The following is a 16,337-nucleotide window of genomic DNA, read 5'->3' on the forward strand; positions in this document are numbered from 1 at the left end:
CGCAAGCACTGCCAGATGAACACCGGAAAATCCCGCTCCTGACAGCTCAGCCTAGGCTAATTTTCGCCAAGTCAAAGGGACAGCTCTGCCGTCCTCTAGGTCGATTGTGCAAATGGCGGGACTGTACGGGCGTTCCGAGTGATTTTACTTAATGCAATTCAAGCACTAAGCGCAGAAACCGGCACGAAACTCAAGGGCGCTGAATCTGCTGCAGATGACCATAGAGCTTGGCATACAGGCCACCGTCGGCAATCAACTGCTGATGATCGCCATCTTCAGCGACCTGACCGCCATCGAACACCAGCACGCGATCAGCCTGTTTCACCGCCGACAGTCGGTGGGCAATGATCAGCGTGGTACGGCCATTGAGGAAGCGCGCCATGGCCTGATGCAGGTTGTACTCGGTGGCGGCGTCGAGGGCCGAGGTGGCTTCGTCGAGGATCACGACTCTCGGCTCGGCGAGGATCATCCGCGCGATGGCCAGACGTTGCCGCTGCCCGCCGGACAGGCGCACGCCGGAGCGGCCGACGATACTGTCCAGACCATTGGGCAAGGCGCGGATGGTCGCTTCGAGCTGAGCGATTTCCAGCGCCTGCCAGCACGCCTCGTCACTGCGGGTGCGGCCCATGGTCAGGTTGGCGCGCACGGTGTCGTTGAACAGCGCCGGGTGCTGCAACACCACCGCGACGTTTTCGCGAACCGTGTCCAGACCGATTTCCTGCTGGGTCGAACCGCCGAAGCGGATGGTCCCGGACAGTGGTGTATAGAGCCCGAGCAGCAATTGCACGAGGGTACTTTTGCCGCCGCCACTGGCGCCGACAATCGCGACTTTTTCACCGGGAGCAATCGACAGATTCAGCTGATCCAGCACCAGTTCATCGCCGTAGCCGAAGCTCAGGCCCTGTACCTGAATACCTACGGTGTCCCGGCCCTTGAACGGATCGACACCGCCGGGATATTGCGGCTCATCGGCGCGCGCCAGCAGTTCATTGATCCGCGCCAGCGCCCCGCCCGCCGCGTAATAGGCGTATTGCAGATTGAGCAGTTGTTCGACCGGGCCGATCATGAACCACAGGTAGCTGAACACCGCGAGCATCTGGCCGATCGACAGGTCGGAGAACAACACCGTGAGCATCGCCGCCGCGCGGAAGATGTCGATGCCGAACTGGAACAACAAACCGCTGGCGCGGTTGGAAGCGTCGGTTTTCCACTGCGAGTTGACCGCGTAGTTACGCACTTCCTGCGCCCGCAGGCCGAGCCGCCCGAGGAAGAAACCCTGACGGTTGCCGGCACGGATCTCCTGAATCGCATCAAGGGTTTCGCTCAACGCCTGGGTGAAGCGCGAGGTGCTGTCGTTCTCGAGCTTCTTCAGGTGTTTGACGCGTTTGCCCAACTGCACCGTGGCGTAGATCACCAACGGGTTGAACAGCAGAATCAGCAACGCCAGTTTCCAGTGCATCCACATCAGGATGCTCGCGGTGCCGACCAGCGTCAGCATCGCCACCAGAAAGCGACTGAGGGTTTCGCCGACGAATTTGTCGAGGGTATCCAGATCGGTGACCAGGTGCGTCGTTACTGTGCCGCTACCAAGGCTTTCGTATTCGCCGAGGGAAATCCGCTTGAGGCGCTCGATCAAACGCACGCGAATACGATAGACGATGTCCTTGGCCAGCCGTGCAAACAGCCGCGACTGCAACACGCCGAAGCACAGCGAACTACAACGCAGGGTAAGGGTCACCAGCAACATCAGGCCGATATAGCCCGCCGCTTGCTGCCACATAGTCGGCAGCACATGGTTCATGACTTTCAGCGCGGCATCGCCATGGCCGAGCAGGACTTCGTCCACCAGCAGCGGCAACAGCAATGGGATCGGCACGCTGCACAGCGTCGCCAGCACAGCCACGCCGTTGGCGATCCATAGGGATTTTTTGTGAGTGAGTGCCAGTCGCCGGACTTCTGCCCAGCTCAGCCGGTCGACACGCTTTACGGCTGGCGTGTCATCGGCCAGATCAGACACAGGCCGCGCGTTCCAGCCAGCGGCCGAGCAATGGCGACAGTTCGCTGAGCGGTTGATAGCCATTGGTCAGCAGCGCCAGTTGGCCATTGCGCTCGGCGAGCAGGGTCGGAAAACCGGCGATGCCCAGATCCTGCACCCAGCTGAAATCAGCCTGAGTCGCTTTGTGCTGATCGGCATGATCGAACAACGCCGCGAACTCGATGCGCGGCACGCCGGCCTGCTCCGCCAACTCGACCAGAACGCTGGCCTGGGTGACATCGCGGCCTTCAGCGTAAAACGCCTGCTGGATCAGTCTGACCAGTGTCCACGCGCAATCCGGCGCCAGACTGCGCGCCGTGACGATCGCCCGACAGGCGGGCTCGGTGTCGTAGACAAAACCGTCAGGTAACGCACCTTCAAACTTGAACGGTTGACCGGTGGCCTCGGTGACCGCTTGCCAATGCTCAAGAATGTAGCGACGCGTGGTCGGCTCCAGCGCCGAGCCGCTGCCGGTGCGCAAACCACCGACCACCAGATGCAACTCCACCCCGGCTGCTTGCGCCTGCTCGACCAATGCCTTGGCCACCGGAGCAAAACCCCAGCACCACGAACACATCGGATCCATCACATAGAGCAGGCGCGCAGACATGGTTAAGCCTCGGTGGATGCTTGCTTGTAGTTGTAGCCGATCGGGTGCGGCTGGTTACGCGCCTTGGCCAGTTCGATCTGCTTCTGCCGGTCGATGGCGCTGCGGCGGGTTTTCTCGCTCAACGTGTCCCAGCAATGCGGGCAGCTGACGCCAGCCACGTAATGCTCGCTGGTACGATCTTCAACACTGACCGGTGTGCGGCAGGCATGACATTGATCGTAGTCGCCTTCGCTGAGGTCGTGACGCACGGTCACACGGTTGTCGAACACGAAGCAGTCGCCCTGCCACTTGGTTTCTTCCTGCGGCACCTCTTCGAGGTACTTCAGGATGCCACCCTTGAGGTGGTAAACCTCTTCGAAACCCTCGCCGAGCATGTAGCTCGAAGCTTTCTCGCAGCGAATGCCACCGGTGCAGAACATGGCGACCTTCTTGTGCACGGCCGGGTCGAAGTGTTCTTTGATGTAGTCGGGGAATTCGCGAAAACTGGTGGTTTTCGGATCGATGGCGCCTTCGAAAGTGCCGATCGATACCTCGTAATCGTTACGGGTGTCGATCAACAGCACTTCCGGGTCGCTGATCAACGCGTTCCAGTCTTGCGGATCAACGTAGGTGCCGACCTTTTTGTTCGGATCAACGCCTTCGACACCGAGGGTGACGATCTCTTTTTTCAGTTTGACCTTGGTGCGATAGAACGGCTGCTCGTCGCAGTACGACTCTTTGTGATCGATGTCGATCATGCGCGGGTCGTTCTTGAGCCAGGCGAGCAGACCGTCAATGCCTTCGCGAGTACCGGATACCGTGCCGTTGATGCCTTCTTCGGCGATCAGCAGGGTGCCTTTGATCTGGTTGTCGACCATCGCTTGCAGCAGCGGCTCGCGCAGGTTGACGTAATCTTCGAGGGTGACGAACTTATACAGTGCCGCCACGACAATCGGTTGTGTCATGGGTATTTCTCCAGGTGGCTACCCTCGCAAAGGGTGAACCGGATTCAAAAAAAAACGCGCCGGGTGAGCGGCGCGTTGCGGATTCTAGCAAAAAACCGAAGCTTAATGCTTACTGCCGCCAGCACAGGTCGGCGATGCCGGAGCGGCGCCGATCTCTGCCCATTCCTGCGGGGTGTAGGTGTGCAGCGCCAACGCATGGAACTCGCCCATCAGCTCACCGAGCGTGCCGTAGACTTTCTGGTGGCGTTTGACCCGGTTCAGGCCGTCGAACTGCGCGCTGACCACCACTGCCTTGAAGTGCGTCTGCAACCCGCGACTGTGCATGTGGCTTTCGTCCAGCACTTGCAGGTGCTCAGGCTGAAGCAGGGCCAGCGTCGATTCGATGCGTTGTTGCATGGTCATCACGAACTCCGCTTACTTCTTCTTGGCCGGCGCAGCAGCGCCTTTCGGGTCCAGCTCTTTGGTCATGTCGTCGAGCAGCTTGTTGACGACAGGCACGGCGCTTTCCAGTTTGGCCTGGGTCATCTGGGCCGATTGCTGGGTCAGCTGCGGCATTTTTTCCAGGACTTTCTTGCCCAGTGGCGACTGGTAGAACGCGACCAGGTCTTTCAGCTCGGATTCGCTGAAGTTGCTGGTGTAAAGCTTGACCATGTCAGGCTTGAGCTTGTTCCAGCCGATGGCCTGGTCCAGGGCGGCGTTGGCCTTGGCCTGGTAGGTTTCCAGTACGGCTTTCTTGGCTTCCGGGGCTTTGGTCTGTTCAAAACGCTGAGCGAACATTTGCTGCACTTGCATGTACACCGGAGTGCCCAGCTTGTCAGCGTGCGCCAGGGTCAGGAAAGCTTCAGCACTGGCGTTGTGGCTGGCGGTATCGGCAAGCACCTGGCCGCTGGCGCAAACCAGTGCAACCGCGGTGCAGATGGCACGAAGACGAGTCATCGAGTTTCCTTTTCAGCTAGGCGAGGTAAAACCCCAAGGGCGACCATTCTGCGCCTAAAAAACCTCGTGGCTCAACCCCCCGAGCCTTGCCGTGCTTGATTGGCGGGGTTTTACCGGTCAACAATCGGTTCGAGGGAACCACCACGGCCGATGCCGGCCTAAACTGCGCAAACAGACCAACAGGAGTGTGCACGATGAGCCGTATCGAAACCGACAGCCTGGGCCAGATCGAAGTCCCGGACGACGCCTACTGGGGTGCTCAGACGCAACGCTCGCTGATCAACTTCGCCATTGGTCAGGAACGCATGCCGCTGCCGGTACTGCACGCTCTGGCCCTGATCAAGAAAGCCGCTGCACGGGTCAACGACCGTAACGGCGATTTGCCCGCCGACATCGCCCGCCTGATCGAACAGGCTGCCGACGAAGTGCTCGACGGCCAGCACGACGACCAGTTTCCGCTGGTGGTCTGGCAGACCGGCAGCGGCACGCAGAGCAACATGAACGTCAACGAAGTCATCGCCGGGCGCGCCAACGAGCTGGCCGGCAATCCGCGCGGCGGCAAGACGCCGGTGCACCCGAACGATCACGTCAACCGCTCGCAAAGCTCCAACGACTGCTTCCCCACCGCCATGAGCATTGCCACCGCGCAGGCCGTGCAGGAACAACTGCTGCCGGCGATCGCCGAGTTGTCCGGTGGTCTTGCAGAACTGGCGGCGCGGCACATGAAACTGGTGAAGACCGGGCGTACGCACATGATGGACGCGACGCCGATCACCTTTGGCCAGGAGCTTTCCGGTTTTATCGCGCAGCTGGATTACGCCGAACGCGCAATCCGCGCTGCGTTGCCAGCCGTGTGTGAACTGGCTCAGGGCGGCACCGCAGTGGGCACCGGGCTGAATTCGCCGCATGGTTTTGGTGAGGCGATTGCTGCAGAACTGGCGGCCCTGTCCGGCCTGCCCTTCGTCACCGCGCCGAACAAGTTCGCCGCCCTCGCCGGCCACGAACCACTGACCAGCCTGTCCGGCGCGCTGAAAACCCTCGCTGTGGCGCTGATGAAAATCGCCAATGACCTGCGCCTGCTCGGCTCCGGCCCACGCGCAGGTTTTGCCGAAGTGCGGCTGCCGGCAAATGAGCCAGGCAGCTCGATCATGCCGGGCAAGGTCAACCCGACCCAGTGCGAAGCGCTGTCGATGCTCGCCTGTCAGGTGCTAGGCAACGACGTGACCATCGGCATTGCCGCGAGTCAGGGTCACTTGCAGTTGAACGTGTTCAAACCGGTGATCATCCACAATCTGCTGCAATCGATTCGTCTGCTTGCCGATGGCTGCAGTAACTTCCAGCAGCACTGCATCGCCGGGCTGGAGCCGGACGCCGAGGTCATGGCCAGGCATCTGGAACGTGGGCTGATGCTGGTGACGGCACTGAATCCGCACATTGGTTATGACAAGTCGGCGGAGATTGCCAAGAAGGCTTACAGCGAAGGGCTGACCTTGCGTGAGGCGGCGTTGGCGTTGGGCTATCTGACCGATGAAGAGTTTGATGCGTGGGTGCGGCCGAAGAATATGATTGAGGCAGGCGCCAAGGGCTGAGATGTGTAGCGTTTCTTAGTAAGTCATCGCGAGCAGGCTCACTCCTACAGGGGGAATGCGTTCCAAATGTAGGAGTGAGCCTGCTCGCGATGGCCCTGACGCGGTTAGCCTGCTGCCATCTTCATCCGCCGCGCCTTGAGCCCGGCAATCAACGAAGGCCCCAACGCCACCAGCGCCGAGCCCAGCACCACCAGCACCGCGCCGCCATAACCCAACCCGTTGATCTGCTCGGCATGCACATATTCGGGCCAGATCCCCGCCGCGATCGCCACTGCACCGAACGTCACCAACGGCGTAATCGCCAACGTCGCACTGACCCGCGACGCCTCCCAATGCGCCAGCGCTTCAGCAAACGCGCCATAGGCAATCAACGTGTTCATGCAGCACGCCAGCAGCAGCCAGCCCTGCAGCGGACTCAGGTTAAGCGCTTCGAGCGGGTGCACCCACGGCGTCAGCAACAGTGCGCAGAACAGGTAGATCACCATCATCACCTGCAACGAATTCCATACCGTCAGCAATTGCTTCTGGCCCAGCGCATAGAAGGTCCACACCGTCGACGCCAACAGCACCAGCAACACGCCTGCGGTGTAATCCGACAACGAGGTCAATAACTCCGCCAGGCGCTGATTGAAAAACAGTACAAACCCGATCAACAGCACCGCCAGACCAATTCCCTGACCAATACTGAAACGCTCCTTGAACACAAACAGACTGGCGATCAACAACATGATCGGGCCCATCTGCACCACCAGTTGCGCAGTGCCGGGGCTGAGCAGATTGAGCCCCATCAGGTACAACACATAGTTGCCGACCAGCCCGAGTACCGCCATCAGCACCAGCCAGCCACCCTTGGGCCCCAGCACTTTGCGACTGGGCAGACGTTTCACCGCCGTCAGATAGACGAACAGACAACCACCGGAAACCAACAGACGAAACCAGGTCACTGTGACCGGGTCCATCACCAGCAGCACCTGTTTGAGTTTGATCGGCAGGATGCCCCACAGAAACGCGGTCAGCAGCGCCAGGAACAAGCCGTACACCCAGCGACCCGATGAAATGTGCATGGAAACCCCAAAGCCTGCTGACAAGTGCGCTCATTCTAGGCGCGCCGCCGATCACGACACAGGGACAGTTAAGGCCAGGACGCGAATGAAACTGTGCAGGTCGCAGCATTAAATTGACGTCGCGCCGTTGATCGGCTGGCCGGGCGCGTTAAGTGCTTCAGGCATAAGCTCATTGGATCCCTTCCAGCGCACCAGCAAAGGAGACCGATCATGTTAGCAATGCGCGCGCAGGACAGCGCCCCCGCCACACACTTTCGCAGCGATCGCTTGTGCCGGGTCAATGGCGAACTGTTTTTCAGCACTCGGGAAAATACCCTTGAGGGGCCGTTCGACAGTCCCGAAAAGGCTGAGCAGGAAATAAAGGCGTATATCGCGCGGATGCAGCTACAGGATTCCAACCGGACAACCGGTTGATGCCATCGCGAGCAGGCTCACTCCTACAGGGGAACGCATTCCAACTGTAGGAGTGAGCCTGCTCGCGATGACAATCGACAAGGCAACAAAACACTTCCTGCGTTAACGCACCGCTTCAAATAACCCGGTAGCGCCCATCCCGCCGCCCACGCACATGGTGACGATGCCGTAACGCAGATTACGCCGCTGCAACTCACGCACCAGATGCCCGACCTGCCGTGACCCGGTCATGCCAAACGGGTGACCAATGGAAATCGAGCCGCCATTGACGTTGTATTTCTCATTATCGATCTCCAGCCGATCACGGCTGTACAGGCACTGCGACGCGAACGCCTCGTTCAGCTCCCACAGATCGATATCCGCCACTTGCAAGCCCTTGGCCTTGAGCAGTTTCGGCACCGAGAACACCGGGCCGATGCCCATCTCGTCCGGCTCGCAACCGGCCACGGTGAAGCCGCGGAAAAATGCTTTCGGCTTGAGGCCCAACTGCAAGGCTTTCTCCAGGCTCATCACCAGCGTCATCGAGGCACCGTCGGACAGCTGCGACGAGTTGCCCGCCGTCACCGAACCATCCTCGGCGAACACCGGTTTCAACCCGGCGAGACTTTCATAGGTGGTGTCCGGGCGATTGCAGTCGTCGCGATCAACCACACCGTCGAGAATCTGCACTGCACCGGTGTTTTTGTCCTCGACGCGGTACTTCACCGCCATCGGCACGATTTCATCGTTGAACAGTCCGGCAGCCTGCGCCTGAGCGGTGCGGATCTGGCTCTGCAATGAATAGCGATCCTGCGCTTCACGGCTGACGCCATAACGCCGCGCGACCACTTCGGCAGTCTGGCCCATGGTGTAGTAGATGCCCGGCGTTTGCTGCTTGAGCAGCGGGTTGATCAAGTGATCAGTGTTGACGCTTTTCATCGTCAGGCTGATCGACTCGACGCCGCCGGCCACGATGATGTCGCTGCAACCCGAGGCAATCTGGTTGGCAGCAATCGCAATCGCCTGCAAACCCGATGAACAGAAACGGTTGAGGGTCATGCCGGCGGTGCCGGTGCCCAGGCGCGACAGCACTGCCACATTGCGGCCGATGTTGTAACCCTGCGCGCCCTCGTTGGAGCCTGCGCCGACAATGCAGTCCTCGACGCTGGCCGGATCGATGTGGTTGCGCTCAAGCAGCGCGTTGACGCAATGGGCCGCCATGTCATCGGGACGGGTCTGGTTGAACTTGCCGCGAAAGGACTTGGCCAGGCCAGTCCGCACGCTGTCGACGATCACCACTTCACGCATGGCATACCTCATTGTTGTAGTCGGTTGAGAGTGGACCGAGCATAAGTCCACCGCATCAACCACCGCGACAATCATTCACCCCGCGTATGCGCGTCTATCGGCTCAGTCCTTGTGTTTTTTAGCGTGCTTGTCGGATTTCTCGAAGGCCTCTTCCAGTGCACGGTTGATCGTGCGCAACACCTTCACCCGGGCCCAGCGTTTGTCATTGGCCTCGATCAGCGTCCATGGCGAGATCTCCGAGCTAGTGCGGTCGACCATATCGCCGACGGCAGCGCGATACGCGTCCCACTTGTCGCGGTTGCGCCAGTCGTCCTCGGTGATCTTGAAGCGTTTGAAGGGGATCGCTTCGCGTGCCTGAAATCGCTCCATCTGCGTGTCTTTATCAATGGCCAGCCAGAACTTGACGACGATCACTCCGGCGTCGGACAGCTGCTCTTCGAAATCGTTGATTTCGCCGTAGGCACGCAACCAGTCGGCCGGCGTGCAGAAACCCTCAATCCGCTCTACCAGCACCCGGCCGTACCAAGAGCGGTCGAACACGGTGAACTTGCCGCGCGCCGGAATATGCCGCCAGAAGCGCCACAAGTAGGGCTGAGCGCGCTCCTCCTCAGTCGGTGCGGCGATCGGCACGATGTTGTATTGACGCGGATCGAGCGCCGCCGCGACCCGACGGATCGCCCCGCCCTTGCCGGCGGCATCGTTGCCTTCGAACACCGCCACCAGCGCGTGGCGGCGCATGCGTTTGTCACGCATCAGCCCAGACAAGCGCGCCTGCTCGGTGATCAGTTGTTCTTCGTAGTCTTTCTTCTCCAGACGCTGGGTCAGGTCGAGGCTGTCGAGCAGGTTCAACTGATCGACCGGCGTGCCCAACGGCGCGGCGCTGACATCGTGCGGATGTACGTCCGGACGCTTCAGCGCATTTTGCAAACCTTCGAGGAGAATCTTGCCGACCGCCAGGCTGCGATAGTTGGCGTCGGCACCTTCGATCACATGCCACGGCGCGTAATCGCGACTGGTACGGCGCAGCACGCGCTCGCCGTATTTGACGAACTTGTCGTAGGTTTCCGATTGTTGCCAGTCCAGCGGGCTGATGCGCCAGCTGTGCAGCGGATCATCGGCCAATGCTTTGAGCCGGGCCTTCATCTGTTTTTTGGACAGGTGAAACCAGAATTTGAAGATCAGCGCGCCTTCATCGCAGAGCATCTTTTCCAGACGCTCGGCGCCGGCGATCGCCTGATCCAGACGCGGATCCTTGAACAGGCCATGCACCCGCCCCTGCAGCATCTGGCTGTACCAGTTGCCGAAAAAGATGCCCATGCGCCCCTTGGCCGGGAGCATTCGCCAGTAGCGCCACGCCGGTGGCCGCGACAATTCTTCATCGGTCTGCTGATCGAACGTGCGCACCTCGATCAGGCGCGGGTCCATCCACTCGTTGAGCAACTTGACCGTCTCGCCCTTGCCCGCGCCTTCAATGCCGTTGATCAGGATGATCACCGGGAAACGCTTCTGCTGCTGCAATTCGAACTGAGCTTCGAGCAAGGCTTCACGCAATGCCGGGACGGCCGCATCAAAGGTGTCTTTGTCGATGGCGTGACCGATTTCAGCGGATTCAAACATGGGACGGCTCCTTCCAGGATTCAGCAAGACTAGCGGATTGGGCACAGCAGCGGCGCAGAAATTCCCACGGCTGGCGGATTGTCCGTGAGTCAACGGGCGCAAGCCTTGCCATGGATCAAGCAGCCCCTGCGCGATCGGCTAGAATGGCGGCCTTGTCGTTGCCGAGCCTGCCATGAAACCTGTATTGCCCCACGCCCAACTCGATTGGGATGACCACGGACGCCCGCGTTCGCGGGTGTTCGATGACGTGTATTTTTCCGACCAGTCGGGGCTGGAAGAAACCCGTTACGTGTTCCTCGAACAGAACCGCCTGGCCGAGCGTTTTGCCGCGCTGCCGGCGGATGGGCGACTGGTCATCGGCGAAACCGGGTTTGGCACCGGGCTGAATTTTCTTTGCGCCTGGCAGTTGTTCGAGCAGCACGCCATGGCGGGTGCGCGCCTGCATTTTGTCAGCGTCGAAAAATACCCGCTGAGCCCTGCCGACCTGAAACGTGCGCTTGCCCTGTGGCCGGAACTCAAGCCGCTGGCCGATCAGTTGCTGACGCATTACGTGGCGATCCATGCCGGCTTTCAGCGCATCACCCTGGCCCACGGCCGCGTGACGCTGACGCTGTTGATCGGCGATGCACTGGAGCAGTTACCGCAGCTCGACGCGCAGATTGATGCGTGGTTTCTCGACGGTTTCGCCCCGGCGAAAAACCCCGACATGTGGACCGCAGAACTGTTCGTCGAACTGGCGCGACTGGCAGCGCCCGGTTCGACCATCAGCACCTTCACCAGCACCGGTTGGGTGCGCCGTTTGCTCAACGCTGCCGGGTTCAAAATGAAGCGCACGCCGGGCATCGGTCACAAGTGGGAAATCCTCCGTGGCGAGTTTCTCGGCTGGCCGGCGGAAGTGACGCCGCCGACGCCGGAAAAACCCTGGTTCGCTCGTCCTGCACCGATCGCGGCTGAACGTCGAGCGCTGGTGATTGGCGCCGGTCTCGCCGGCTGCGCCACGGCGTCCAGCCTGGCCGCACGTGGCTGGCAGGTGACGTTGCTCGAACGCCATGCGGCGGTGGCGCAAGAAGCCTCGGGCAATCCGCAGGGCGTGCTGTACCTGAAACTGTCCGCCCACGGCACAGCACTGTCGCAACTGATTGTCAGCGGTTTCGGTTACACCCGACGCCTGCTGGAAACCCTGCAACGCGGCACCGACTGGGACGACTGCGGCGTGTTGCAACTGGCGTTCAATGCCAAGGAAGCCGAGCGTCACGCGCAATTGGCCGAAGCCTTCCCGCAAGACCTGTTGCAGTGGCTTGATCAGCCCGAGGCGCAGACCCGTGCCGGGGTCGGTCTGGCCCATGGCGGCTTGTACTATCCCGAAGGCGGTTGGGTGCATCCGCCGGCGCTGTGTCAGGCACAAGCGGCGCAGGCGAACATCGAACTGCTCAATCATTGCCAAGCACTGCAACTGCGCAGGGTCGATGACCAGTGGCAAGCCCTCGACGGTGACCGCTTGCTCGCCAGCGCGCCGGTCGTGGTGTTGGCCGGTGCCGCCGACATCAAATGTTTTGCGCAGAGCGCCGAGTTACCGCTCAAGCGCATTCGCGGGCAGATCACCCGTCTCGCCGAAACCGCAGAAAGCCAGGCACTGGCAACTGTGGTCTGCGCCGAAGGCTACGTCGCTCCCGCCCGTCTGGGCGAACACACGCTCGGCGCCAGTTTCGACTTCAACAGCGATGACCTGACGCCGACCACCGCCGAACACGTGGGCAATCTGGCGATGCTCGAAGAGATCTCAAGCGATCTGGTTACGCGTCTGCACATCAGCGAACAGCCGGTCGAAAATCTTCAGGGCCGCGCAGCCTTTCGCTGCACCAGCCCTGACTATTTGCCGATTGTCGGCCCCCTCGCCGACCGCGAAGCGTTCCTCGACACCTACTCGGTGCTGAGCAAAGACGCCCGCCAAGTGCCGGACATCGCCTGCCCTTGGCTGGACGGTTTATACGTCAATAGCGGCCACGGCTCACGCGGACTGATCACCGCGCCACTGTCCGGCGAACTGCTCGCTGCGTGGCTGGACAACGAACCTCTGCCGCTGCCACGCAGTGTCGCCGAAGCCTGTCACCCCAACCGCTTTGCGTTACGTCGGTTGATTCGCGGCAAATGAACTGAAGACCATGGGCCATGACGGTGGCCCACTGGTCTGACGGCGCCGCTTATAACTTATCGTTCTAAAACTCCCACAACCGCACCGGGTCAGTTTCTGAGTACCGGCCATTTCGGCCGCTGAAGAAACACCCTCCCCAACGGAAAAACCGGTAAGGACTTTATGTGCGGATTAGCTGGCGAGTTACGTTTTGATCAACAACCTGCAGACCTTGCAGCGATCGAGAGAATCACCCATCACCTGGCCCCTCGCGGCCCCGACGCGTGGGGCTTCCATGCCCAAGGGCCGATTGCCCTGGGCCATCGTCGCCTGAAAATCATGGACCTGTCGGACGGCTCGGCGCAGCCGATGATCGACAGCCAGTTGGGTTTGTCCCTGGCCTTCAACGGCGCGATCTACAACTTCCCGGAACTGCGTGCCGAACTTGAAGCGTTGGGTTACGCGTTCTACTCCGGTGGCGACACCGAAGTGCTGCTCAAGGGCTACCACGCCTGGGGCGAAGCGCTGCTGCCGAAGCTCAATGGCATGTTCGCGTTTGCCATTTGGGAACGCGACGCCAAACGCCTGTTCATCGCCCGCGACCGTCTCGGCGTGAAGCCTTTGTACCTGTCGCGCACCGGTCAGCGTTTGCGCTTTGCTTCGGCGTTGCCGGCGCTGCTCAAGGGCGGCGACATCAACCCGATCCTCGATCCGGTGGCGCTCAATCATTACCTGAATTTCCATGCCGTGGTCCCCGCGCCGCGCACCCTGCTGGCCGGCATCGAAAAACTGCCACCGGCGACCTGGATGCGCGTTGAAGCCGACGGCACCACCGAACAGAAAACCTGGTGGACGCTGCCTTACGGCCCACACGATGATGAGAAAAATCTGACCCTCGAAGATTGGGTTGATCGCGTCCTCGACAGCACCCGCGAAGCGGTGGCGATTCGTCAACGCGCGGCAGTGGATGTCGGTGTGCTGCTGTCCGGCGGCGTCGATTCGAGCATGCTCGTCGGCCTGTTGCGTGAAGTCGGCGTCGACAACCTTTCGACCTTTTCCATCGGTTTCCAGGATGCCGGCGGCGAACGCGGTGACGAGTTCCAGTACTCGGATCTGATCGCCAAACACTACGGCACTCAGCATCATCAACTGCGCATCGACGAGAAAGAAATCATCGAGCAATTGCCCGCCGCGTTCCGCGCGATGAGCGAGCCGATGGTCAGCCATGACTGCATCGCCTTCTATCTGCTGTCGCGCGAAGTGGCCAAGCATTGCAAAGTGGTGCAGAGCGGCCAGGGTGCTGACGAGTTGTTCGCCGGTTATCACTGGTACCCGCAAGTCGACGGCGCGGCCGATCCGTACGCGGCGTATCGCAACGCATTTTTCGACCGCAGCTACGACGACTACGCCGCCACCGTGCAGCCCAAATGGCTGACCGCGAACGATGCAGCCGGCGACTTTGTGAAAGAACATTTCGCCCAGCCCGGCGCCGATGCGGCGGTGGACAAAGCCTTGCGTCTGGACAGCACGGTGATGCTGGTCGATGACCCGGTCAAACGTGTCGACAACATGACCATGGCCTGGGGCCTGGAGGCGCGCACGCCGTTTCTCGACTACCGACTGGTGGAACTCTCGGCCCGAGTGCCTGGCCAATTCAAGCTGCCTGACGGCGGCAAACAAGTCTTGAAAGAAGCCGCGCGTCGAGTGATTCCAAGTGAAGTGATCGACCGCAAAAAAGGCTACTTCCCGGTGCCGGGCCTCAAGCACCTGCAGGGCGACACGCTGAATTGGGTGCGCGAACTGCTGCTCGATCCAAGTCAGGATCGCGGTCTGTTCAATCCGGCCATGCTCGACAAATTGCTGACCGATCCGCAAGGCCAACTGACGCCGTTGCGCGGTTCGAAGTTGTGGCAACTGGCTGCCCTGAACCTGTGGCTCAGTGAACAAGGAATCTGATTGATGAAACCCCACGCCACGGCCATCAACCAACGGCTACTACGCGGTCAGACGCCGTCCTATGAACGCTTGCAGGCGCGTCTGGCCGAAGATGGCAGCACGCTGGCCGCCGACCCGATCGCCGTGCATTGCGGCTGGGGCCGGTTGCTGATCGGCCACACGTTTCCCGACCCGGCATCGCTGGCACAGGAGCTGCTCAAAGAACAGCCCGGCGAGCGTGATATCGCGCTGTACGTCGCTGCGCCGCAGCAGATCCTCGGCCTGGAACCGACGCAACTGTTTCTCGACCCGTCGGACACCTTGCGCCTGTGGTTCAGCGATTACCGCCAGGCCACCCGCGTGTTTCGCGGCTTCCGTATTCGCCGCGCGCAAAGTGAGGCGGACTGGCAGGCGATCAATCTGTTGTATCAGGCGCGCGGCATGTTGCCGATCGATGCCACGCGGCTCACTCCGCATCATCAGGGCGGCCCGGTGTACTGGCTGGCCGAAGATGAAGACAGCGGCGCGGTGATCGGCAGCGTCATGGGCCTGAACCATCAAAAGGCTTTCAACGACCCGGAAAACGGCAGCAGCCTGTGGTGCCTGGCGGTTGATCCGCAATGCTCGCGGCCGGGTGTTGGTGAAGTGCTGGTGCGCCACCTGATCGAGCACTTCATGAGTCGCGGCTTGAGCTATCTGGATCTGTCGGTTCTGCATGACAACCGGCAGGCGAAAAACCTCTACGCCAAGCTCGGCTTTCGCAATCTGTCGACCTTCGCCATCAAGCGCAAAAACGGCATCAACCAGCCGCTGTTTCTCGGCCCGGGGCCAGAAGCGCAGTTCAATCCGTATGCACGGATCATTGTTGAAGAGGCTCATCGACGCGGTATCGACGTGCAGGTGGATGACGCCGATGCCGGACTGTTCACCCTCAGCCACGGCGGGCGTCGCGTACGTTGCCGCGAATCGTTGAGCGACCTGACCAGCGCGATCAGCATGAGCCTGTGCCAAGACAAAAGCCTGACCCACAAAGTGCTGAAAGGCGCCGGACTGAACCTGCCCTCGCAGCAACTGGCCGGGAATGCCGACGACAATCTGGCCTTCCTCGATGAGCATCAACGGGTGGTGGTCAAACCGCTCGACGGTGAACAGGGCCAAGGCGTAGCGGTGGATTTGCAGAGCATCGAAGAGGTGCAGCAAGCCATCGAAACGGCGAAGCAATTTGACAGCCGCGTGCTGCTGGAAAGCTTCCACGAAGGGCTTGATCTGCGGATTCTGGTGATTGGCTTTGAAGTGGTGGCCGCGGCGATTCGCAAGCCGGCGGAAGTGGTCGGCGATGGCCAGCATTCGGTGGGCGCGTTGATCGAGGCGCAGAGCCGTCGTCGGCAAGCCGCGACCAGTGGCGAAAGCAAGATCCCGCTGGATCACGAAACCCAGCGCACCCTGCATGCGGCCGGTTATGACTACAGCAGCATTCTGCCGGCCGGCGAGCACCTGTTTGTACGGCGTACGGCGAATCTGCACACCGGCGGCACGCTGGAAGATGTCACCGCGATCCTGCACCCGACGCTGGTCGATGCAGCGGTACGGGCGGCGCGGGCGCTGGACATTCCGATGGTCGGCCTCGACTTGATGGTACCGGCGGCGGATCAGCCCGAATACGTGTTTATCGAGGCCAATGAACGTGCCGGTCTGGCCAACCATGAGCCGCAGCCGACGGCAGAGCGGTTTGTCGACTTGTTGTTTCCGCACAGTCAGCCGGCGATTTAACCCTT

The 16,337-nt window shown here is 60.9% G+C and carries 13 protein-coding genes; 5 read left to right on the top strand and 8 right to left on the bottom strand.

Features of this window, described 5'->3' with window-relative positions:
- Positions 1–190 precede the first annotated feature (190 nt).
- The 5 genes from H8F23_RS08640 to H8F23_RS08660 form a co-directional block, all read right to left on the bottom strand.
- Positions 191–2,017 (bottom strand): ABC transporter ATP-binding protein, encoded by a 1,827-nt coding sequence (locus tag H8F23_RS08640; protein WP_194934047.1) that lies wholly within the window; start codon positions 2,015–2,017, stop codon positions 191–193.
- Positions 2,010–2,612, bottom strand: a complete 603-nt coding sequence (locus H8F23_RS08645; RefSeq protein WP_194934173.1) for a DsbA family protein — start codon at positions 2,610–2,612, stop codon at positions 2,010–2,012. Before H8F23_RS08645 ends, H8F23_RS08640 begins: the two co-directional genes overlap by 8 nt.
- A 35-nt stretch (positions 2,613–2,647) precedes the next feature.
- Positions 2,648–3,589 (bottom strand): oxygen-dependent tRNA uridine(34) hydroxylase TrhO, encoded by a 942-nt coding sequence (trhO, locus tag H8F23_RS08650; protein WP_194934048.1) that lies wholly within the window; start codon positions 3,587–3,589, stop codon positions 2,648–2,650.
- Positions 3,590–3,691: 102 nt separating this feature from the next.
- Entirely contained in the window at positions 3,692–3,991 is a 300-nt protein-coding gene (locus H8F23_RS08655) for a BolA family protein (RefSeq protein ID WP_007908388.1), read from the bottom strand.
- A 12-nt stretch (positions 3,992–4,003) separates the two neighbouring features.
- Positions 4,004–4,525: a DUF2059 domain-containing protein gene (locus H8F23_RS08660; protein WP_034155305.1), complete on the bottom strand. Its 522-nt coding sequence runs from the start codon at positions 4,523–4,525 to the stop codon at positions 4,004–4,006.
- 194 nt (positions 4,526–4,719) lie between these two features.
- On the opposite strand from H8F23_RS08660, the gene H8F23_RS08665 reads away from it, so the two are divergent.
- Positions 4,720–6,114 carry a class II fumarate hydratase gene (locus tag H8F23_RS08665; RefSeq protein WP_194934049.1) on the top strand — a complete coding sequence of 465 codons (1,395 nt, stop codon included), beginning with the start codon at positions 4,720–4,722 and terminating at the stop codon, positions 6,112–6,114.
- A gap of 104 nt (positions 6,115–6,218) precedes the next feature.
- Here the strand turns inward: H8F23_RS08665 and H8F23_RS08670 are convergent, their stop codons facing one another.
- Positions 6,219–7,178 carry a DMT family transporter gene (locus tag H8F23_RS08670; protein WP_194934050.1) on the bottom strand — a complete coding sequence of 320 codons (960 nt, stop codon included), beginning with the start codon at positions 7,176–7,178 and terminating at the stop codon, positions 6,219–6,221.
- Positions 7,179–7,388: 210 nt separating this feature from the next.
- Here H8F23_RS08670 and H8F23_RS08675 point away from each other — a divergent pair, with 210 nt between their 5' ends.
- On the top strand, positions 7,389–7,592 hold the full coding sequence (locus H8F23_RS08675) for a DUF6316 family protein (protein ID WP_194934051.1): 204 nt from the start codon (positions 7,389–7,391) through the stop codon (positions 7,590–7,592).
- 102 nt (positions 7,593–7,694) lie between these two features.
- On the opposite strand, the gene H8F23_RS08680 is transcribed toward H8F23_RS08675, so the two are convergent.
- The gene (locus H8F23_RS08680; RefSeq protein WP_194934052.1) at positions 7,695–8,879 is read right to left on the bottom strand and encodes a thiolase family protein; all 1,185 of its coding nucleotides are present in this window, start codon (positions 8,877–8,879) and stop codon (positions 7,695–7,697) included.
- A gap of 102 nt (positions 8,880–8,981) precedes the next feature.
- Positions 8,982–10,496, bottom strand: a complete 1,515-nt coding sequence (gene pap / locus H8F23_RS08685; RefSeq protein WP_095048579.1) for a polyphosphate:AMP phosphotransferase — start codon at positions 10,494–10,496, stop codon at positions 8,982–8,984.
- Positions 10,497–10,668: 172 nt separating this feature from the next.
- On the opposite strand from pap, the gene mnmC reads away from it, so the two are divergent.
- The 3 genes from mnmC (at position 10,669) to ngg (ending at position 16,332) form a co-directional block, all read left to right on the top strand.
- The gene (mnmC, locus tag H8F23_RS08690) at positions 10,669–12,648 is read left to right on the top strand and encodes a bifunctional tRNA (5-methylaminomethyl-2-thiouridine)(34)-methyltransferase MnmD/FAD-dependent 5-carboxymethylaminomethyl-2-thiouridine(34) oxidoreductase MnmC (RefSeq protein WP_194934053.1); all 1,980 of its coding nucleotides are present in this window, start codon (positions 10,669–10,671) and stop codon (positions 12,646–12,648) included.
- Between the two features lie 162 nt (positions 12,649–12,810).
- Positions 12,811–14,583, top strand: coding sequence for an N-acetylglutaminylglutamine amidotransferase (locus H8F23_RS08695; protein WP_093435339.1), 1,773 nt, complete (start codon positions 12,811–12,813; stop codon positions 14,581–14,583).
- Positions 14,584–14,586: 3 nt separating this feature from the next.
- Positions 14,587–16,332: an N-acetylglutaminylglutamine synthetase gene (gene ngg, locus H8F23_RS08700; protein ID WP_194934054.1), complete on the top strand. Its 1,746-nt coding sequence runs from the start codon at positions 14,587–14,589 to the stop codon at positions 16,330–16,332.
- Positions 16,333–16,337: the final 5 nt, after the last annotated feature.

This window comes from Pseudomonas neuropathica, assembly GCF_015461835.1.
Taxonomy (GTDB): Bacteria; Pseudomonadota; Gammaproteobacteria; order Pseudomonadales; family Pseudomonadaceae; genus Aquipseudomonas; species Aquipseudomonas neuropathica.